Genomic DNA, 19467 nt, shown 5'->3' with positions numbered 1-19467 from the left:
GCCGTTAGGCGGCTCTTGGGTGCAGCTGAATCTTAGGATCGTGAGACAAATACGATGGCAGAATTTCGCCGGCGGGTTTCAGTTCCCCTGCCCAATAGGAATCGGCCCGCTCAGATGATCGGACCTGCGGCCGGATCATCTCAGGCGGTTTCAGCCGCGGCCGGGCCACGACGAACTTCCCAATCGACTGAATTCGGGATGAAGTCACGCGCGCTGTTTGATGCGGTTGCGCGCGGCGGTGCTTTTTCTCGTTTCCGCGACAGTGTGCGGGGGGCGGTTGAACGGATCAGGCCGCTGGTCTTTTCATCTCGGCGGCGAAGACCTCTTGCAGCCTACACCGGGCAGAAGTCCGAGGTCGGAGATTTTCTGTCCTCCTGCCGTCAGGCGTTTTGGGGGTTGGCGGTCTTCAGCGGCTTGAGCAACATCCTGATGCTCACTGGCTCATTCTTCATGCTAGAGGTGTATGATCGCGTCCTGCCAAGTCGCAGCGTTTCGACCCTGATCGCACTGCTTCTGCTGGCGACCATTCTGTATGCTTTCCAAGGCGCGCTCGATCTGGTTCGCACTCGTATCAGCGGCCGCATAGGGCGGTATCTTGAAGAGACCTTAGGTTCCAGGGTCTATGATGCCATTGTGCGCCTGCCGCTAAAAACCCGTGGCGACGGCGATGGATTGCAGCCGCTTCGCGATATCGATCAGGTGCGCGGCTTTCTTTCCAGCGGCGGCCCAACTGCGCTTTTTGATATTCCATGGATGCCGCTTTATCTCGGTATCTGCTTTTACTTCCATTTCTGGATCGGTGTGGTGGCGCTGATTGGCGCCTGCGTGCTCGTCGTATTCACTGTGCTGACCGAGATTCGGACCAAGGGAGCTACAAAGGCATCCGCAGGGTTTGCGACGTCACGAAATGCGCTGGCATCCGAAGGGCGGCGCAACGCAGAGGTTTTGCGAGCCATGGGAATGAGGCATCGCGCTGCGGAGCGCTGGCATCAAGTCAATATGAACTATATGGCTGCTAACGAAGCAGCAAGCGACGCGGGGAGCGCCCTCGGCGGAATGTCGAAGGTCTTCCGCATGATCCTGCAGTCCGGTGTCCTCGCTGTCGGCGCCTTTCTGGTTATCCATCAGGAAGCTACGGCGGGTATCATTATCGCCAGTTCAATCCTGACCGCGCGCGCCCTTGCGCCAGTGGAGATGGCCATCGCGAACTGGAAGGGCTTTACGAGCGCGCGGCAAGCGGGGCGGCGGCTTGATCAGCTTTTGACGCTCCTACCCAAGGAGCAGGAGCCCATGGAGCTTCCGGCGCCAGAGCGATCATTGAGTGTCGACCGTATCCATGTCGTACCGCCCAGCGCCGAGAGGCCAGTGCTGTATGATGTCTCTTTCGCTCTCTCGAGCGGTCAAGGATTGGGAATTATCGGGCCGAGCGGATCTGGCAAATCGTCTCTAGCGCGTGCTCTTGTGGGTGTTTGGCCCCAGTCGCACGGCAAGATCAGGATCGACAACGCCGCGCTTGATCAATGGTCGCCTGAGGCCCTTGGCCAGCACCTCGGGTATCTTCCGCAGGGGGTCGAGCTGTTCGACGGGAGTATTGCCGCCAATATCGCGCGTTTCGATCCGAAGGCGACTGCCGCCGCCGTGTTGGGCGCCGCGCGTGCAGCTGGCGTTCACGAGCTCATTCTTTCCTTCCCTGATGGATACGGAACCCGGATCGGTGAGGGCGGCACGGCGCTTTCTGCGGGGCAGCGTCAGCGGATTGCGCTTGCGCGCGCATTTTACGGCGATCCGTTTCTCGTGGTGCTTGATGAGCCGAGTTCAAATCTCGATTCTGAGGGCGAAGCGGCTCTGACGGAGGCAATTCTGAATGTGCGTCGCCGCGGCGGGATCGTCATCGTCGTGACGCATCGGCTAAAGTCACTTGATGGTGTCGATCATGTGCTGGTGATAGCCGATAGCACGGTCAAGGCCTTCGGTGAGAGGGATGAAGTCCTCAACAAAGTCCTACGCAATTCGGAGCCGGTACCGATGAGAACGGTTGCCGAAGGCGGAAGGAAGTGATGAGCAACAATCTGGACTCGGCCCAGCATTCGATTCAGCGCTACCTGCTGGCAGGAACGTTTCTCGTCTTGCTGGTGACGTTTGGAATTGGCGGTTGGGCCGCAACTACCGAGCTCTCAAGCGCTGTGGTCGCGCCGGGCGTTCTCGTTGTCGATTCCAGTGTCAAGAAAGTCCAGCACCCGACGGGAGGTGTCATCGGCGAACTGCGCGTGCGCGATGGTGACCACGTGCGTGCGGGTGACATTCTGGTTCGTCTTGACGAAACGCAAACCCGGGCAGCGGCGACGATCATCACCAAAAGCGTCGATGAGCTCCTGGCGCGTCAGGCGCGCCTCGAAACCGAACGTGATAATATTCCGGAACTCGCTTTCCCAGCCGCTCTCCTGGATCGCGCTCACGATCCGGCCTCAGACGCCGCTCGCGCTGTCGCCGCGGAGCGCAGTCTTTTCGACCTGCGCCGTCAGGCGCGCGAAGGACAAAAGTCGCAGCTCAAGGAACGCTCCGCGCAACTACAGGATGAAATCAAGGGCTACCAGGGACAAGTCGAAGCGAAAAAGAAAGAAGTCGACTTCATCCAGCAGGAACTCGAAGGCGTACGAACTCTTTTTCAGAAGAATCTCGTGCCGATCAGCCGTTTGACGGCTCTGGAGCGCGATTCGGCCCGTATCGAAGGCGAGCGAAGTCAATTGTCTGGTATGATTGCGCAGGCCAAGGGCAAGACGGCCGAGATCCAGCTTCAGATTATCCAGATCGACCAGGATCTCCGCAGCGAGGTCGGTAAGGATCTCGTCGAGGTGCGCTCAAAGATTTCCGAAATGGCTGAACGCAAGATCGCCGCGGTTGACCAGTTGCAGCGCATTGACATTCGCGCGCCCCAGGATGGCGTTGTCTATCAGCTCTCGGTGCATACCGTCGGTGGCGTGATCGCGCCCGGCGAGCAAATCATGCTGATCGTGCCCGATGCCGATACCCTAGCGGTTGAAGTCAAGATCGCGCCCCAGGATATCGATCATGTCCATGTCGGACAGCTGGCCATCCTGCGGTTTTCCGCATTCAACCAGCATACCACGCCAGAAATAACGGGCGCGGTCAGTGTGATCTCTCCGGATCTTACACAGGATCAGCGTACGGGCACCAGCTTCTACACAACGCGTATCGCGTTGAAGCCGGAGGAGCTTGAACGTCTGGGCTCGGTCAAGCTCATTCCCGGCATGCCTGCGGATGCCTTTATTCAGATGGGAGACCGCACAGTGCTATCCTATTTGATGAAGCCTCTGCGTGATCAGGCCGCAAGAGCATTCAAGGAAAAATAGCCGGCGCGCCGGCGTCGCGGCCGCATCCCGGCATCTTCGCCGTGCTTAGCATCGGTGGCGAACGGCGAAGATTCATCGCCGGGGATGACTGGACGCATTCGTGGATCGCCGTGGGTCGAGTCGCGCGCGTGCGGTCGCGTCATAGACCTTCACGTCTTCCTTAAGTCTTTTCGCGTGGATCGCGGCAACGGAATCCGGACTTCGCACCGGATATCCGGCGACGGCATTGCTTTCTCCAGCGCGCCTGGCGTTATCGCTGGCGCTGACTCGCTGAAATCCCTCTGATCCAATCGTGTCGTCGTGGGATGTTTCGACATCCGGCAATTCGTCGAGCCAGTCACGTACGTCGATGAGGGGCATGATCTTGGCGGCCTCGATCGTCATGCAGGTCAATCGTCCTGTAGCAAAGGCACCGGTATCGATATTGATCCGGTTGAACCGGATGTCCGGCTCAAGCACGGGCGTGTGGCCGTGGACAACGATCTTCTCGAACTCCTTGTCCCAAAGCAGGAAGTCGTCGCGAATCCAGAGAAGGTCGTCTTCTATCTGCTGTTGAATGGGAATAAGCGGGCGCAAGCCAGCGTGGACGAAAAGAAAATCTCCACAAACGAACGAAAGCTTGAGAGCCTCGAAGAACTTGCGGTGAGATTCGGGCGTTGCGCTGGCGAGGTCGCGCGCGAGTCTGGCTTGATCATTGAAGGACGGGTTCATCGGCGGCTTTAGTCCGTACGAGACGAGGGTCTCGAGACCACCATATTGCCGCCAATTATCCAGGAGCGCGGGGGTCTTCAGGAAATGGAGCAAGAACGTCTCATGGTTCCCCTTGAGGAAAACCATTTCTGGCGTGCGGCCTGGCGTGACCAGAAGATCAAGGACCTCCTTCGAGTCCGGGCCGCGATCGATGTAGTCGCCAAGGAAAACCGCGATCGGCCGGGATACCGGATGGAGCGCGATGTCCACCTCGATCTGGAGAAGTAATGATGCCAGAAGATCAGCTCGGCCGTGTACGTCGCCGATTGCGTAGATGCGAACTCCCGCTGGAACATGCGGAGGCTTTCTTTCGTTGCGTCGAGAAGGCAGCTTCCACACGAGATCGAACTCAACCCGGTTCCAGACAAGAATAAACAGCGACGGATTTGGCATAAGGTTTCTACCTCCGGCCAAGAGCATCGGCTGCATTGAATGCCACTATAGACCCTATCGCTATTGAGAATGTGTACGAGTCGACCGTGCAGTTTGCAGATATGGGAGCGTCGCTCAACATTAAGGCTTGCGTTGCATGACGGGAGCCACCTAGATTTTACGGAAGATTGCAGATTTTCTGTTCATATTTAACACGCCTGCGGCGCAGCCATGTATCACAAGCTTGTCGCGACAGCCGCTTGGCTAAGCTTGGCATTCATCGTTTTCGCTACGTTATCGCCGATTGACTTGCGGCCTCAAGTTGCCGGCGTGGGCCTAGACCGTTTCGCTGCGTTTGCAGCGACCGGCTTGCTGTTTGGGCTGGCGTATCCGCGTCGGCCGGGTCTCGTTGTTGCGCTCGTTCTCTGTGGCGCCTGCATTCTCGAGATGACTCAGCTGATTACGACCGATCGGCATGGCCGTCTTCCTGATCTGTTCGTTAAGATGGCCGGCGGCTCGACGGGTATTCTGATCGCCCAGTTCTGGAATCACCTGACGAGCTGAACCCGGATTATGCTGGCTTCAGCTCTCATCAGAGGGCTAATCGCATGATCGATTAAAGAGCCCGGGCTAGGTGCCGTATGGTTAACGGTTATCCGGAGGCGTCAGGATAAGTGTAACATTGGCTGCCATTCAGATCGACGTCGTGAGTTTACACATTATATATCTTGAGTGCATGATATTAAATAGTTAAATAAATAATGTCTACTAGGATTATATGAGGCCCCAGAAATGGCTGACCGGGCCGCGGTATTGGTGACTGGCGGTGCTGGCTATATTGGCTCGCACTGCTGCAAGGCGTTGGCCGAAGCCGGATACCGTCCGGTCTGCTTCGACAATTTTTCGACAGGTCATCGGCGCTTCGTGAAGTGGGGTCCCATGATCACCGGAGATGTCCGGGACCCGAGGCAACTTCAGGCGGTCTTCCAGTCATATGATTTTTCTGCGGTCATGCATTTTGCGGCCTCCAGTTCGGTGGGGGAGTCGGTCACTGATCCGCAAAAGTACTACGCGAACAATGTCGGCGGCACGCTGGCGCTGCTGAGCGCGATGCGCGGGGCAGGCAGCGGGCGGCTGGTGTTCTCCAGCACGGGTGCGGTCTACGGAAATGCGGGATCGGAAAGCGCGCCCCGGTTTCCGGTCAATCCCTATGGCAAGTCGAAGTTGATGATTGAGGAAATCCTGTCCGACTATCGGCAGGCCTATGATCTCAATTCAGTTTGCTTCAGGTACTTCAATGCGAGCGGCGCCGATGCGTGTGGAGCGATTGGCGAATGCCGCGATCCGGAAACCCATTTGATTCCGCGGGCGATGATGGCCCTGCAAGGAGAGATTCCTGACTTCGGCATTTTTGGGGACGACTACGATACGCCCGATGGTACCGCAGTCCGCGACTACATTCATGTCACTGACCTTGTCAGTGCGCACGTCCAGGCGGTGAACATGCTAATGGGGGGCATGCGGGGTGTCTACAACCTGGGTACCGGCGTCGGATATTCCGTGAGCGAGGTTTTATCTGCAATCTTCGCGGAGGCAGGATCGAAGATGCCGCGGGTTTATTACCCGAGGCGTCCGGGTGATCCATCCGTTTTAATCGCGGATTCTTCGGTCGCTCGAATGCATCTCGGATTTAATCCTATCCATTCCAACCTCGGGACGATCATACGCACGGCATGGAACTGGCACACCAAAGGCGCATTTGAGCAGTTGCGGGGAGGCCGGAGATCCACGGTTTCGATCTCGCTTCAACGCGCGCGATCGCCGAACCATGATTTGAATTAACTGGCGGAGGATCATTGCGAGTTCGTCTGGAATAAATCGATGCGTTACGAAATCGCGTGAAGGTGAATTGAGATATCCGTGCCGGCGGTGGGATTGCCGGGAGTAACCTGACGTTAGTGGTGCGAAGCCTATTTCCCTCAAATGACGAGGTTGGTGCATGTTCCAGTTCTTTCTTCGAGCGAGGGGCTATCGGGTTTTCAAGGCGCGATCGGCGGGGCGGGATGCCGAAAACGATCGTTCGCGCGTGGCATCAATTGCGCAACTGATCGAGCAATCACTGACGGCCGCTGAGGCGGAGAGGGCAGGTCTTGTCCGCAGATTGGATGATGTATTGGCGCGTGCGGCAGTGCCGTTAGGCAATGATACCGACGAGTATCTCACGCGGGAGGCGCACGACAGCCACCTGCTTGATCAGCTTGAAGCCGAAATCTCGAAGGGGCAACGCCGGCTCGAAGAACTCACTAGTAATATCGCTCACTTTAAGTTTCTCATGGCGGCCCTTTTGGCCAGATTTCCTGATTTCAAGCCATGACGGGTCGGGCGTGAGTTAATACGAGCCTCCGAGCCGCCGTAGAAATCGCAAGGAACTACACGATCGCTGACTAATTTTAATCCAACCCAAGCCAGCAAGCTGAGCCATATTGTCATGCATGCTAGGGTCTGTTGGGATTCAGGATTCTCTTTCGAGCTTGGCTGTGATTCAAGCTTCGGATGGAACGATTCGTTTTGACTGACGCTCAATGGGCGAGGATGGAACCGCTTTGTCTCGGCAAACCGAGCGATCCCGGAAGCCGCGGCAAGGACAACCGGCTGTTTGTCGAGGCGGTGTTATGGTCTCGCGCACGGGCAGTACGATGTCGGACGATCCGGACTTCGAATATCTAATCGTCGATTCGACTATTGTCCAGGCACATCAGCACGCCGCCGGAGCGAAAAACGTATGACCCGCCCCGCTGCAAGCGTGATGAGGGCTGGTTTGAACAGTCCGCACAAACGTATCCGGCATGTCGGCGCTTATGCCGCCGCCAAGATGGAGACCCGTGCATCCCGATCCTCATAAGGGGCCGGCCTCGAAGGCCATCTTACGCCGCAGGTTTTCGAGACACCGATCGACTGTCAGGCCATCTTCCTTTCACCACTCGCAGTTCGTCGCGTCCGACGAAGTATCCGCCGGGCGCTTGTTCCTCATGCCGTTTGTCAACGCCGGAGAGATTTTGCGGCGGCTGGCCGGAGTAAAAGTGCAGCACTGATGCAAGCAAGCAGGCCCCCGATATCGGGGGCCTGCTTGCTTGCTTGCCGCGTTTCATTCCTGAGGGGCGGCGTCCGACGGCGGCTCTGATTGGGTTCGACGCGACCGGCGCTTGGCGTGAGCGAGCCGGAAGCTGTCGCTGTTCATCTCGAGGATATGGACGTGATGCGTGAGGCGGTCGAGGAGCGCGCCGGCGAGCCGCTCGGAGCCGAATACGGACCCACTCACCGAATGGCAGATTGCTGGTGACCAACGTGCTGCCTCGTTCGTAGCGCTGGCTGAAGACCTCGAACAGCAGCTCTGCCCCAATCGCAGAGAGCGGCATATAGCCGAGTTCGTCCATGATCAGCAGCTTGTAGCCGGCGAGTTGACGCTCAAGGCGCAGTAGCCGTTTTTCGTCACGTGCTTCGAGCAGCTCGTGGACCAGAGCCGACGCCGTGATAAAGCCAACCGATAGACCCTTCTGGCAGACCGCCAAGCCGAGCCCAAGGGCGATGTGGCTCTTGCCCGTGCCGCTGTTGCCGACGGCGATGATGTTTTCGTGCCGCTCGATGTAATCGGAGCGCGCTAGTTCCAGCACCAACATTTTGTTCAGCGATGGCAACGCCAGGAAGTCGAAGCTATCGAGGCTTTTGACGGTCGGGAGCCGTGCCGCCTTGATCCGGCGCTCCACCGTGCGTCGCTCGCGATCAATCATCTCCATCTCGGCCAGCCGCATCAGGTAGCGCGAATGGTCGACGCCTTCAGCCGTACACAGCCGGGGACCTTATCGTACTCCCGCAAGAGCGTCGGCAGCTTCAACGCCTTCAGATTGTGGGCCAGCAGAATCTGCGGGGTGTCGATCATACCGCCGCTCCGGCCAACAGATCCATGTATGAGCGTGCTGACGTTGCGGCGACCGTCGCTTTGGGCAGATACGGATAGATTGTCATGTCGAGGCGTGGCGGACGCCGCTCGATGCGGCACAGCACCAGATGCTTCACGGCATCGAAGCCGGCCGGGCCGCGCGCGATGGCATCGCGCACGGCGGCGGCTACGTCGTCGATCTTGAACACCTCCATCAATCGCAGCACCTGCACGAACTCGCGCTTGCCGGACTTGCCCATACGGGCCTCAAGCAGGCGGCGCAGCGTCGCAAACTGCTCGGGCAATTGCCAATCGGCGAGCGGGGCGGCCTGGTCGAGCGCATTGGTCTTCTGCTCGATGAGAGCCAGGTAGTGCAGTGGATTGAACACGAAGTCTGCACGCTCGTAAGAGCGCAGATGACGCGCAATCGCCTCGGCTCCGCAGGCGATGATGACCTCATGCACGTAGCCACGGACTAGCACCTTCTGGTGCCCGTACGCCGTCGGCACCGAGTAGTCGTTCAGCCGATAGCGCACCAGCGAGAGCGAGTTGATGCTGCCCGGCTTCTTGTCGCAAGCGTCGTAGGCCGTCGGCCGCGGCTTCTGGAAGGCGGCGAGATCGTGCTCCAAGCGCTCACCGATCGTGCCATCATGGCCGCGCAGTCGGTCCACCAGGCGCTTCCGCAACGGCGGCTTCCTGCGCACGTATCCAGGCGGAACCGAGAACTTCAGCATCTTCGAGACCGTTCTGGCGTTGATGCCGAACCAATCCGCCGCGGCACGCTCGCTGATCTCCTCGATCAGAACGGCGTGCCGGACCCGCGCGTAAAGCTCCACTGTCTTCATCCGCCGCCCTCTGCCAACTTAGGCAAAGGACTCTACCTGCCGCAGTTTTACTCCGCCGTAGCCAAACTAATCGGCCGCTTCAGTGAGGGATTATTGCTCCGGATTTTACAGCTCGCTCAATGGCTTCGGCTTCGGCATTCCAGACGATCTCCCGCAGGTGGCATAGCTTTGCGTACTGATCGGCAAGGTTTTGGCTTGAATCCTTGTCCCCCACCGCTGCGATATCGTTCTTGATCCGTATCGGCCGATCTGATGCCCGGATTGCCATTTGAAACTCCCTCAATTACCCACCAGAGCCGCTGTTTCTCCGTGTTCACGAGGCTGCTTTGGTTGAGTCTCCTGTGGTCACCGGCGCGAAGAAAGCCCCGTTCGCGAAGGCTTGTAGGGCTTGCATCCCAGAGCGACACGGAACGAAACTTGTGGCGATGCCGGCGTACCGGGACCACCCAGTATAGGTCCTTATCGGAGAGCCACGAGTCACCCTTTAGAGGTACCACCGTCGCTTTTGGCCCCGTGCAGGCCGGCGTAGACGCACCACTTGCACTCAATCGTGTAAATCTTGCGCGTTTCGCAGGATCGTGAGCACCTTTTAAGGGGTGCCGAACGCTTCGGCCGGCAACTCAACCGGGCTACGGATTTCTCATCAACCGATGAGGAAGCCCGATGCCTGCCGAGAGCTTGTCGATGCGCCGGATCAGAGCTTTGGAAACGTCTCCTCTTTTGAGCATGATCCGGAAAAGTGGGAGCCGGTTTTCCGAAAAGATCATGCTCATACAAAGAGATGAGATCATGATCCGATTCAATCCAATCGGATCATGATCTAGCCAACGAGTTGCGGCCGGAAAACCACGTCGGCCCAGTAGTTGGCGGCACTGAAGGTGTTGGCCGGGAAGAGCCCGGCGGTGCTGGTGCCGATGGAGGGGGCGGTCAATGTACCGTTGGTGACGGCGGCGGTGAAGAAGTTGTCGGTCGCCACATAGGCGCCGATCGTGTGGTAGGACGCGACATAGGTCGTGTTGGCGGCGATCGTGACGGGTGTCGTCCGACTGACCATCTGCCAGCCGCTCGCCGCGGTGTTGGCGATGATCGCGCTGGCGAGCTTGGTTCCGGTCGAGGTCCAGAGGTCGAGAAGATCCGAGCCGGTGTCGCTGGCGCTGCGGTAGAACTTGAGCGCGCGGTGATCTGGCCGGCAACGGAGGAGGTGAACTTCACGCCGACTTCAAGCGGCGTGCCGTCATTCAAGCTGAACAGGCTCGGCCTCGGCGGCGAGCCTGTGGCGTTGATACTCAGCGTGGCTGGGTTCGACGTCAAGTTGACGCTGTCGTCGGAGGCGCGTGCCTCTATGATATGCGTACCGAGCCCCGCGGCCGTCCATGAGTAGCTCCAGTTGGTCGTTCCAGCAGCCGGATGCCAGCTTGTGCCACCGTCGGTCGAGACCTTGATGCCGGACACACGGCCTCCGACGTCAGCGGCGGTGCCGGTGATCGTTGACGGCTGGCCCTGGCTGACGCCCGCGCCGCCGGTTGGAGAGGCGATCACAACGGTCGGCGGGGTGTGGGTCGCTGGAGGCCTGGGCGAGCACCAGGCTGGCCTGCAATGTCTCGGGCTGGACACCCATGTCGGCGAACAGGTTGACCATCGACCCCCGCGTCTCCCGCGGCCTTTACATTGGCATATTGCGATTGCGACCAATACTCGTCGTGGCCGACGTCTATGTAGGCGCTGGTGTTGAGCAGCAGGGTGGGACTGGTCGCGGCATCGATGCCGGAGATGTAGCTGACATCGTAGCCGTTCTGCTCCAGCCGATAGATCGCAGCGTACTCCTCGCCGAACAGGAAATCCGCGGGCTGGGCCAGGTTCGACGTAGAATTCATGGCGTTCGGACGATTGTAGCTGACAGCATAGGCGCGATCGCTGCTGCTGCCACTGGGACCTTGGTACAAATTATAACCGCCCCAAGGATTATACGCTTCCCAGGTCGTGTCGCTGGTTTGGAACAGGATGCCCGAGGCGGTGCCGTCGTTGCGGACGATGAACGGAATCATGTTCTGAAAATTACCGCTGTCCGTCGTCAGCTTGGCGAAGTAGACGCCCGACACGGCAGTGCTGGGGATCGTCCATGAATCCGTAACCGACCAGTTGCCGGCGTCGACGGTGTTGGTCGCGTTATTGAAGATCGGGTTTGGCTGATTATCCGCTCCACTGTGGTGCATGGTCGTGACGAGATGCGCGCCGTTGCCGCCGTAGTAGCCAAGCCGGTAGATATCGAGGGTGTAGCCGCTCGAAGCGGTATCGATCTTGAAGGAAACGGTTTGTCCGGCGTTGGCGCTGATCTGCGTCGCAAAGCCCTCGATCTGCGAGTCACCTTGGTTGTCAATCGGGCCGCGGATCGCCCACACACTCTCGGGCGTACCAGCGTTTAGGTTTTACGATACGATTTTGTTGGGCGCGTCGCTGAACGTCGTGATCGCGGTCCGGCTGCCGGAAGTAGCTGTGAGCTGCAACTTGGCGCCGGTGGCGCTGCCATCGGCGGGGACTTGCCATTTAGCGACGACGGTGCCGTTGGCCGGGCGGTCGGCATCGCCCGTGCCGCCGTCCGTGACTTTGAATGGCGCATAGACATCGGCGATGCCGTTGATGCCGGGGGCGCTGGCCAAGTCGACGATTTGGAATCTGATCGAACGTCCGGAATTGACGCCGGCCGCGATGAAGGTCGCCGTGCTGCCCGGCACGTAGTCCAACCTGTCGGTCGTGACGGTCATGGATTTCGTTGCGGGCGGGGTCGTCTCCGGTCCGCTGCCGGCCCCGACAGAGAGCAGCGACGCTGTCTCGAAGGCGGCCGCGGTTGCGCCACGACACTGTCAGGAATTTCGTGTGCGGGCGTGCATAATGGGTAAAAAGGATTCCCACTATGGCCCGACGCAAAGACCCTGCGATACCAAATGATCTTCTCGACCAGCTTCTGGCGGGAGGCGCAGCCAGTGCAGCCTTCGAACAGGGCGGCCTGCTGGATTCGCTCAAGAAGGCTCTGACCGAGCGCGCGCTAAACGCGGAGATGGACCATCATCTGGCGAGCGGCGAAGACGCTGGCAATACGCGTAACGGCTACGGCCGCAAGACCGTGACGACGGAGACCGGCAAGCTGGAGATCGACATACCGCGCGATCGCCAGTCGAGTTTCGATCCGCAGTTGATTGCCAAGTATCAGCGCCGTTTTCCCGGCTTCGACGACAAGATCGTGTCCATGTATGCGCGCGGCATGAGCACCCGGGAGATCACCGGGCACCTGCGCGATCTGTACGGTATCGAGGTGTCGCCGGACCTGATCTCAACGGTGACGGACGCCGTTCTCGACGAAGTCGCCACCTGGCAGCAAAGACCACTCGATCCGGTTTATCCGCTGATCTTCTTCGATGCGATCCGGGTCAAGATCCGCGACGAAGGGATGGTCCGCAACAAGGCCATCCACATCGCGCTGGGGGTCCGCGCCGACGGCGCCAAGGAGGTGCTCGGCCTGTGGCTCGAGCAGAACGAAGGCGCCAAATTCTGGCTGCGGGTGATGAACGAGCTCAAGAACCGCGGCGTCGATGATATCCTGCTGGCCGTCGTTGATGGCCTGAAGGGCTTCCCCGATGCGATCACCGCTGTGTTCCCGGAGGCGGTCGTCCAGACGTGCATCGTCCACCTGCTGCGCAACTCCATGGACTTCGTGTCCTGGAAAGACCGCAAGGGGCTGGCGACAGCGCTCAAGGACATCTACCGCGCCGTCGATGCCGATGCTGCCGAAAAGGCGCTGGCGGCGTTCGAGGCCGGCCCCTGGGGCCAGCGCTACCCCGCCATCGGCCAGAGCTGGCGGCGCGCCTGGGGCGAGGTCATCCCGTTCTTTGCCTTCCCTGACGAGGTGCGTCGGATCGTCTACACAACAAACTCAATAGAAGCGCTGAACTCGAAACTCCGGCGGGCTGTCAGGGCCAGAGGCCACTTCCCCAGCGACGACGCGGCAACCAAGCTGCTCTATCTGATCTTGAACCGATCGGAGAAAGAGTGGAAAATGCCGCCTCGTGAGTGGACCATGGCCAAGGCCCAGTTCGCCGTCATCTTCGGCGAGCGCTTCATCAAAGCCATGGCGGCGTAATGTTCAACCGCTCGCCCGCACACGAAATTCCTGACAGTCCCTTGCGCCACCGGTCGTAGGCACGAAACTCGACGGGTCGTTGGCCTGCAGCGGCGACGGCGATGCGCCGTCGCGTGTCACCGCCCCGCCCGCCGCGCCAATGCTGACAGCATTCATCCGGCCGACAGGGCCGCCGTGGTCGGCGCCCCGGTGAAGGTTGTAGCCGCTGAGCGACGTCAACCCTAGTGGATTGCGTCTGACACTTGAATCCCGGAGGAGATTCCCGTCTGACTAGATGCATGCGAATCTGGCGCATGCGAACCGGAGTTTCCATCGCTCCCAAGCCCGCTGATCGCCGCCGTCTGAAGGCTCTTGCGCGGGATCGCAACGCCCCACACAAGCATGTCTGGCGAGCTGAGATCGTCCTGTTGAGCGCGGACGGTTTTGGTACCAATGAGATCATGCGCCGGACCGGCACATCGAAGATCTGTGTGTGGCGCTGGCAGGAACGCTTCATGCAGGCGGGTTACGACGGCCTCCTGCACGATAAGACACGCCCCTCGCGCATCCGTCCGCTGGGATCGAAGATCACCGAACGCGTCGTGGCGCTCACCCAGACCGAGCCGCCAGCAGAGGCAACCCACTGGACCTACGCCATGATGGCGCAGGTCGTCGATATCAGCGCGAGTTCCGTCCAACGCATCTGGCGTGCGCACGGCCTGCAGCCGCACAGGGTGAAACAGTTCAAGCTCTCTACCGACCCGCAATTTGTCGACAAGCTGCGCGATATTGTCGGATCTATGTCGATCTCTAGGCGAATGCGAAGCATTCGTCCGCCACCAGCCCATGCCATCGTCCTCTCGGTCGATGAGAAGAGCCAAATCCAGGCGCTCGACCGCACCCAGCCCGGTCTGCCGATCAAGCCTGGCCGTGCCGGAACGATGATCCTCGACTACAAACGCCACGGTACGACCACGCTGTTCGCTGCTCTCAACGTCCTCGACGGTACCGTTATCGGCCGCAACATGCTCGCCACCGGAACCAGGAGTTCATCCGCTTCCTCAATGCCATTGAGGCGCAGGTACCGGTCCAAAAGTCGATCCACGCCATCGTCGACAACTACGCTACCCACAAACATCCAAAGGTGCGCCAATGGCTGGCACGGCATCCCCGCTGGACCTTCCACTTCACCCCAACCTCGGCATCATGGCTCAACGCCTTCTTCGCCAAGCTGACGAAGCGACGACCAAAACCCTTCACATGGACCGCTGATCCCAACCAAATTATCCGAGCCGTCAGACGCAGGTACCAAGTGTTAGATTCCATCCACTAGATGGTGGGGACGACCTTAAGTCGTTAAGAGTGCCCAACAATCAGCGGTCGTCGTCTTCCTTTCCGTTCGGGCTGTTGTCGCCGCCGCCGTTTCCGTAACCATTGTTGCCGTGGTCATTGTACCTGCCCTTCCCACCAGACATCGCGATGGCCTGAGAGTGGAGCGAGGTGGATAACAACAACGTGATGGCCGGCGGTGTAACGATTGCGAACTTTCCGCAAGTCGCGAGGAATTTCCGGCGGTCTTCATAGGCTTCGGGCTGATGCTTCAAATTGGTCTCGAGACTCATTTTGTGCCTCATTTAAATCCAGACGCCGCAGCCATTAAACATAATTACTTATATAAAGTTCTGTCAAGGTTCATTTATTTTTTAAATAAGCTCTTCTCTCCCTAAGGGTGGATTTATGTGCTCTAATTGGTTTTAACGCCGGAGCAAATTGACCCGAGAAATTGCTATGCATGGTCGAAATTGCTTGAAAAGCCAGCAAACACCCCAAAACATATCAGGACGTAATCGCTTTTTTCGCCTGCGCGAAGACACGTCCTTTTTTCTGCTGGACAGTCAAACTGTCGTGTTTTGCGAAGCGCACCAAAAGATCTACGCGCTCAATCCCTCAGCCGCCTTCATTTGGTGTCGATTGGAAGAGCATGACGACCCTGACGCGATCTGCGGACGTCTCGCGGCAAATGGCATGGACTTGGATTTGGCGACGCGGCACGTGCACGAGGCCATCGGACACTGGCTGAAACTCGGCCTACTGAACGTCGACCCAGCCTATTTCGCCGATAATGACAAGACGACCACTGATCAGACGCTCCTTATAAATGGAGCGAATTTAAGTGTCACGATATGCTGCGAGAGCGAGCGCATCGTCGCTCTTCTCACTCCGTTCGCGCATTTCGCCGACTGCAACGCCGCGCGCGGTCATGTTCTTGTCGTGAAGGAAAGCGACGGACTTGTGCACGTCTTCCATAACGACCGCCGCATTGCCAGTTGCAACTCATTGGAATTGGCGCCTGTGATCAAAGCCCACATCACAGAACGGATTCTGGCCGAGAGCGGCCCCCATGTCGTCTTTCATGCAGCCTGCCTGGTGCGAGACCAGAAAAGCGTTTTGATCAGCGGAAGGCCCGGCGCCGGTAAAACCACGCTTGCTTTGCGGTTGGTGGCCGATGGGTTTGCTTTCGGCGGCGACGACATCGCAATGATCGGACCGGATGGACGTGCGGCAGGTGTGCCCTTCGCTCCAGCCATAAAGCCGGGCGCCTGGGACATAGCGGAAACACTGCGTCCCGATTTAAAAAGATACGCGGTCTGCCGCCGGCCGGACGGCAAGCGCGTGCGTTACTTGAAACCTGAAAATCTGGCCCGAAATCCGCCTCACGCCGTTGGCTGGATCATCTTCATCCGGCGTAAGGTAGGAGCCGCTTCGCTAAATCTCATCGATCGCGTTGAGGCCCTGCGACGGCTGATGGACGCTTCTCATGCTGTCGAAGGAAAGCTAGACCTTGCGAAATGCAACGCGCTCAAGCAAATGATCGAGAATGCCGAGCTGTTTGAACTGACCTATGCGAACCTGGACCAGGCGAGCGAGGCGATTGGGGGTCTTTTTCATCGGTCGCCGCTTCCATGATCAAACGCAACGACCCGCTTCTAGATTTATGCCGTTGCTTCCGCGGCGAGATACCGGCCGGGCTCGAGTGGATGTCCATCATCGAACTGGCGAACCGAACCCTTACGACACCGGCCCTGGTCGCTTGTGCCGAGCAGTGTCCGGACACCATCCCGCGCGACGTAGACGCCTACTTGAAGGAAATTTTTCAGCGCAATCTCGCGCGAAACGAGCGTCTCTCGTTTCAGTTGAACGAAGCGATTGCCGCGCTTAACGCTCAAGGGATCGTTCCTGTTCTTATGAAGGGAAGTGCGTTGCTGGCAGAGCGCGGAGACGCGTTTCGACGGCGGATCATCTCGGACCTGGACATCCTCGTTTCTCCCGATGAGACTCTCCGGGCTTTGAAGTGCCTTTCTGGTCTAGGATATCGCATCCATCATCTCATGCCGCACGGCGCCGCGCGATGGCATGCGGATTTACATCGACCGGAAGACGTCGGCATGGTCGATCTCCAGCAAAGTCCCCCGGGTCATGCGTTTTTCTATCGTACCTCGGGTGATTTAAAACGACATTGCCATTTGAACGTAAACGACAAGATCTCAGCTTACATCCCCGATCCGACTTTTCAGGCGCTGATGCTCATCATGCATGATCAATTCCAGGATTCCGACTACTGGACCGGGCACGTTGATCTCCGGCACTTGCTCGATCTGCGTGATCTTGCCACTTCGCCCGGCGGCATAGACTGGCAGCGCCTGGCGTCTCTCGCTCCAAGCCGGCTCGCGAGAAATGCGCTGGAAACGCAGCTCGTCGCGCTTCACGCATGGCTCGGGGTGGACGTACCGGCCGAGATGCGTCATCGCCTGATTCCAAAGCTCCAACAATGGCGTCGCCGATTTCAAAGTCGCGTGCCTGCTTTACGCACCGCGTTCCTCCCGATGATGCTGCTCGACTTTCGGAGCTATCGCGCGGAAATTGGCGCCGAAGAGCGGGCGACGAACCAACTCAAACCGAAATGGTCTTTTCCGAAGGCATCATCCATTCGTTACTTCTATGGCCTCGCTAACAAGAACCCAGTCGGTAAGATTTAGCGCGCAACGCAGTGGTCAATTCCGTTGCCGTTTCATCTATTTGCACTCAATTCCGATGCAGGACTTCTAAGAGCCTGTTTGAAAATTGGGCTAGGCGGGGATTCCGGTATCGCAGCGAATATGATTCACACTTGGGATGTGGACACGCAAGCAGCGAAGCCGGATGGCCAGGATCGCCCGAAAGACCAAGCGCTACCCATCTGACCTGACGGACGAGGAATGGGAACGGATCGCGCCGCTGATGCCGAAACCCGGACGCCGAGGCCGGCCCCGTGAAGTCGAATTTCGCGAAGTGATCAACGCGGTGCGCTATCTCGTGCGCTCGGGCTGCGGCTGGCGGATGCTGCCAGTGCATTTCGGTCACTGGCGGACGGTTTATGGCTGGTTCCGCGAGTTGGCGCGGCGCTTCCTGTTCCAGACGATCCATGACGTCGAACTGATGCTCGATCGGGAACGGCAGGGGCACGAAGCAAGCCCGTCAGCTGCGGTGATCGACAGCCAGTCGATCAAAGCCCCGCATAGCGAGACGCGCGGCTATGACGCCGGCAAGAAAATCGTCGGTCGAAAGCGCCACATCGCGGTCGACACGGACGGGCGATTGCTGATGATCAATCTGACGAGCGCCGACATCTCCGACAGCGCAGGCGCGCAAGCGATCCTCGATGCGATCCGCAAACGCTGACCGTGGGTGAAACATCTGTTCGCCGACGCCGCCTACGACCGACTGAAACTGATGGACAAAGCCGTCTATCTGCAGTTCGTACTCGAAATCATCCGACGCCGCGACGGGCAGAAGGGCTTCGAAGTCCTGCCGCGCCGCTGGGTGGTCGAACGAACTTTCGGCTGGATGATCCGCTGGCGCAGGCTCGTGCGTGATTACGAACGTCGCATCGATGTCTCAACCGCCATGATCCATGTCGCCATGGCCGGTGTCCTCATCCGCGGAAACGCTCATCCCTGATTTTCCAAACAGGCTCTTAGATGGAGAAATGGAAAATCTGATGAGTCTAGAAGACCTGGCTCTCTTCAGCAGCTGAAATTTCAAAGTCTCTACACCTACCCCGCAAGCGGTTGGCACCCGTCGAGCCGCCCTTCATTCTTCGAGCTCACCGGAAGACGCCATCCTCCAGCCGCTTGGCGAACAGACAAAGACCAGTGCCATCCCAGAACACCAGCTTGATCCGGTCGGCGCGTTTAGCCCGGAACACGTAGACCGCTCCGGAGAAGGGATCCGCCGCCATCGTCTCGCGCACCAATGCCGCCAATCCCTCGGCACCCTTGCGGAAGTCGGCAGGTTTGATCGCTACCATCACGCGGACCGCACCGGTCGGGCCGATCATGCTGTGGCTTTCAACGCCCGCAGCACTGCTGTCACGGTCTTTGCATCCGCACCGCGGCCAACCCGAACCGTGACGCCGTCGATCTCGACCTCGATCATTCCCACACCAAGCTCAAACTGGTGCCGCGGTACCTTGCGTTGACAACGGACAGGCGGAGAAGACGGTGCCACGTCCAGGGCTGCCGGAACGAACCGCAGCTCTTCAGCATGCGAATGCGCAGTCTGGGATCCTTGCAATTCCCGCCGCCAGCCAAATAATTGCTGCGGCGAAAGCCCGTGCCGTCGAGCTACGGCAGAAACAGACTCGCCGCTCCCTACGATCTCAGCGACGATCCGTGCCTTGTCCTCGTCGCTCCACGTGCGCCGGCGGCCTGCACCGGTGAACACCTCAAGCCGATGAACCGGCTTAGTGATAGCATCATCCACTGTGTCCATTCTAAGCCTAACGGTTATCTGAACCATTAGACTCGCAGGTCAGGACATCATCAGGAAGGTGACCTCGGAACACCGCTCTGATGTCCGCTGTCAATACACCAAGCGTGCAATATCGCCCCTTCGTCCCTTACGAGGAATGGCAGTTCAATCTGATGGTCGCGCATGGGTGGGGGCGGAACTGTAGGACGTCGGTGATCATATGTGGAACGGCCCGGTTAGCAAGGTATTCGTCGCATAAATCGCCGTCGGACGGTGCAGTCATATGTC

Annotated in this window: 15 protein-coding genes and 8 pseudogenes; 12 read left to right on the top strand and 11 right to left on the bottom strand. The window is 58.8% G+C overall.

The window, feature by feature from the left end:
- The first annotated feature begins 54 nt into the window (after window positions 1-54).
- Window positions 55-2058, top strand: coding sequence for a type I secretion system permease/ATPase (locus tag NHAM_RS15520; protein WP_011511432.1), 2004 nt, complete (start codon window positions 55-57; stop codon window positions 2056-2058).
- Window positions 2058-3371, top strand: coding sequence for an HlyD family type I secretion periplasmic adaptor subunit (locus tag NHAM_RS15515; RefSeq protein WP_011511431.1), 1314 nt, complete (start codon window positions 2058-2060; stop codon window positions 3369-3371). Before NHAM_RS15520 ends, NHAM_RS15515 begins: the two co-directional genes overlap by 1 nt.
- Before the next feature lie 72 nt (window positions 3372-3443).
- Here NHAM_RS15515 and NHAM_RS15510 read toward each other — a convergent pair whose 3' ends face one another.
- Window positions 3444-4514, bottom strand: a complete 1071-nt coding sequence (locus NHAM_RS15510; protein WP_011511430.1) for a metallophosphoesterase family protein — start codon at window positions 4512-4514, stop codon at window positions 3444-3446.
- Window positions 4515-4724: 210 nt separating this feature from the next.
- Between NHAM_RS15510 and NHAM_RS15505 the strand changes: the two genes are divergently transcribed.
- The 4 genes and pseudogenes from NHAM_RS15505 to NHAM_RS28335 all read left to right on the top strand — a co-directional run.
- Complete coding sequence (locus NHAM_RS15505) at window positions 4725-5057, top strand: VanZ family protein (protein ID WP_011511429.1); 333 nt, start codon at window positions 4725-4727, stop codon at window positions 5055-5057.
- A 228-nt stretch (window positions 5058-5285) separates the two neighbouring features.
- The gene (gene galE, locus NHAM_RS15500; RefSeq protein ID WP_011511428.1) at window positions 5286-6335 is read left to right on the top strand and encodes a UDP-glucose 4-epimerase GalE; all 1050 of its coding nucleotides are present in this window, start codon (window positions 5286-5288) and stop codon (window positions 6333-6335) included.
- 157 nt (window positions 6336-6492) lie between these two features.
- Window positions 6493-6867: a hypothetical protein gene (locus NHAM_RS15495; protein ID WP_011511427.1), complete on the top strand. Its 375-nt coding sequence runs from the start codon at window positions 6493-6495 to the stop codon at window positions 6865-6867.
- Window positions 6868-7046: 179 nt separating this feature from the next.
- Window positions 7047-7270, top strand: a pseudogene (locus tag NHAM_RS28335) (transposase); the annotation flags it as partial.
- A 368-nt stretch (window positions 7271-7638) separates the two neighbouring features.
- Here the strand turns inward: NHAM_RS28335 and istB are convergent.
- From istB to NHAM_RS28330, 4 genes and pseudogenes are all read right to left on the bottom strand, one after another.
- Window positions 7639-8430: pseudogene (gene istB / locus NHAM_RS15485) on the bottom strand (IS21-like element helper ATPase IstB).
- A pseudogene (locus NHAM_RS15480) lies at window positions 8427-9113 on the bottom strand (Mu transposase domain-containing protein); the annotation flags it as partial. The pseudogenes NHAM_RS15480 and istB, both read right to left, overlap by 4 nt.
- Before the next feature lie 241 nt (window positions 9114-9354).
- Entirely contained in the window at window positions 9355-9543 is a 189-nt protein-coding gene (locus NHAM_RS15475; RefSeq protein ID WP_041358229.1) for a hypothetical protein, read from the bottom strand.
- Window positions 9544-10095: 552 nt separating this feature from the next.
- Window positions 10096-10437, bottom strand: a pseudogene (locus tag NHAM_RS28330) (DUF4082 domain-containing protein); the annotation flags it as partial.
- A gap of 15 nt (window positions 10438-10452) precedes the next feature.
- On the opposite strand from NHAM_RS28330, the gene NHAM_RS28325 reads away from it, so the two are divergent.
- On the top strand, window positions 10453-10656 hold the full coding sequence (locus NHAM_RS28325) for a hypothetical protein (protein ID WP_041358226.1): 204 nt from the start codon (window positions 10453-10455) through the stop codon (window positions 10654-10656).
- A 14-nt stretch (window positions 10657-10670) separates the two neighbouring features.
- Here the strand turns inward: NHAM_RS28325 and NHAM_RS28320 are convergent.
- The 3 genes and pseudogenes from NHAM_RS28320 to NHAM_RS15455 all read right to left on the bottom strand — a co-directional run.
- Window positions 10671-10814 (bottom strand): annotated as a pseudogene (locus tag NHAM_RS28320) (Ig-like domain-containing protein); the annotation flags it as partial.
- 98 nt (window positions 10815-10912) lie between these two features.
- Window positions 10913-11701 (bottom strand): annotated as a pseudogene (locus NHAM_RS15460) (N,N-dimethylformamidase beta subunit family domain-containing protein); the annotation flags it as partial.
- The gene (locus NHAM_RS15455; RefSeq protein WP_011511426.1) at window positions 11702-12037 is read right to left on the bottom strand and encodes a hypothetical protein; all 336 of its coding nucleotides are present in this window, start codon (window positions 12035-12037) and stop codon (window positions 11702-11704) included.
- 149 nt (window positions 12038-12186) lie between these two features.
- Between NHAM_RS15455 and NHAM_RS15450 the strand changes: the two genes are divergently transcribed.
- Window positions 12187-13410, top strand: coding sequence for an IS256-like element ISNha9 family transposase (locus tag NHAM_RS15450; protein WP_011508718.1), 1224 nt, complete (start codon window positions 12187-12189; stop codon window positions 13408-13410).
- A 293-nt stretch (window positions 13411-13703) separates the two neighbouring features.
- Window positions 13704-14722 (top strand): annotated as a pseudogene (locus tag NHAM_RS15440) (IS630 family transposase).
- Window positions 14723-14762: 40 nt separating this feature from the next.
- On the opposite strand, the gene NHAM_RS15435 reads toward NHAM_RS15440, so the two are convergent.
- A complete protein-coding gene (locus NHAM_RS15435) occupies window positions 14763-15011 on the bottom strand; it encodes a hypothetical protein (RefSeq protein ID WP_011511424.1) in 249 nt (82 codons plus the stop codon).
- Between the two features lie 184 nt (window positions 15012-15195).
- On the opposite strand from NHAM_RS15435, the gene NHAM_RS15430 reads away from it, so the two are divergent.
- The 3 genes and pseudogenes from NHAM_RS15430 (at window position 15196) to NHAM_RS15420 (ending at window position 18387) form a co-directional block, all read left to right on the top strand.
- The gene (locus tag NHAM_RS15430; RefSeq protein WP_041358220.1) at window positions 15196-16356 is read left to right on the top strand and encodes a PqqD family peptide modification chaperone; all 1161 of its coding nucleotides are present in this window, start codon (window positions 15196-15198) and stop codon (window positions 16354-16356) included.
- 71 nt (window positions 16357-16427) lie between these two features.
- A complete protein-coding gene (locus tag NHAM_RS15425) occupies window positions 16428-17426 on the top strand; it encodes a nucleotidyltransferase family protein (protein ID WP_041359089.1) in 999 nt (332 codons plus the stop codon).
- Between the two features lie 136 nt (window positions 17427-17562).
- Window positions 17563-18387 (top strand): annotated as a pseudogene (locus NHAM_RS15420) (IS5 family transposase).
- Window positions 18388-18532: 145 nt separating this feature from the next.
- Here NHAM_RS15420 and tnpB read toward each other — a convergent pair.
- Window positions 18533-18766 (bottom strand): IS66 family insertion sequence element accessory protein TnpB, encoded by a 234-nt coding sequence (tnpB, locus tag NHAM_RS15415; protein WP_041359087.1) that lies wholly within the window; start codon window positions 18764-18766, stop codon window positions 18533-18535.
- Window positions 18763-19200 carry an IS66-like element accessory protein TnpA gene (tnpA, locus tag NHAM_RS15410; RefSeq protein WP_041359085.1) on the bottom strand — a complete coding sequence of 146 codons (438 nt, stop codon included), beginning with the start codon at window positions 19198-19200 and terminating at the stop codon, window positions 18763-18765. Before tnpA ends, tnpB begins: the two co-directional genes overlap by 4 nt.
- Window positions 19201-19467: the final 267 nt, after the last annotated feature.

It is taken from the genome of Nitrobacter hamburgensis X14 (assembly GCF_000013885.1).
GTDB classification, from domain to species: domain Bacteria; phylum Pseudomonadota; class Alphaproteobacteria; order Rhizobiales; family Xanthobacteraceae; genus Nitrobacter; species Nitrobacter hamburgensis.
Note: the sequence above shows the minus strand (reverse complement) of the source record. Positions and strands in the feature narration are given on the sequence as shown.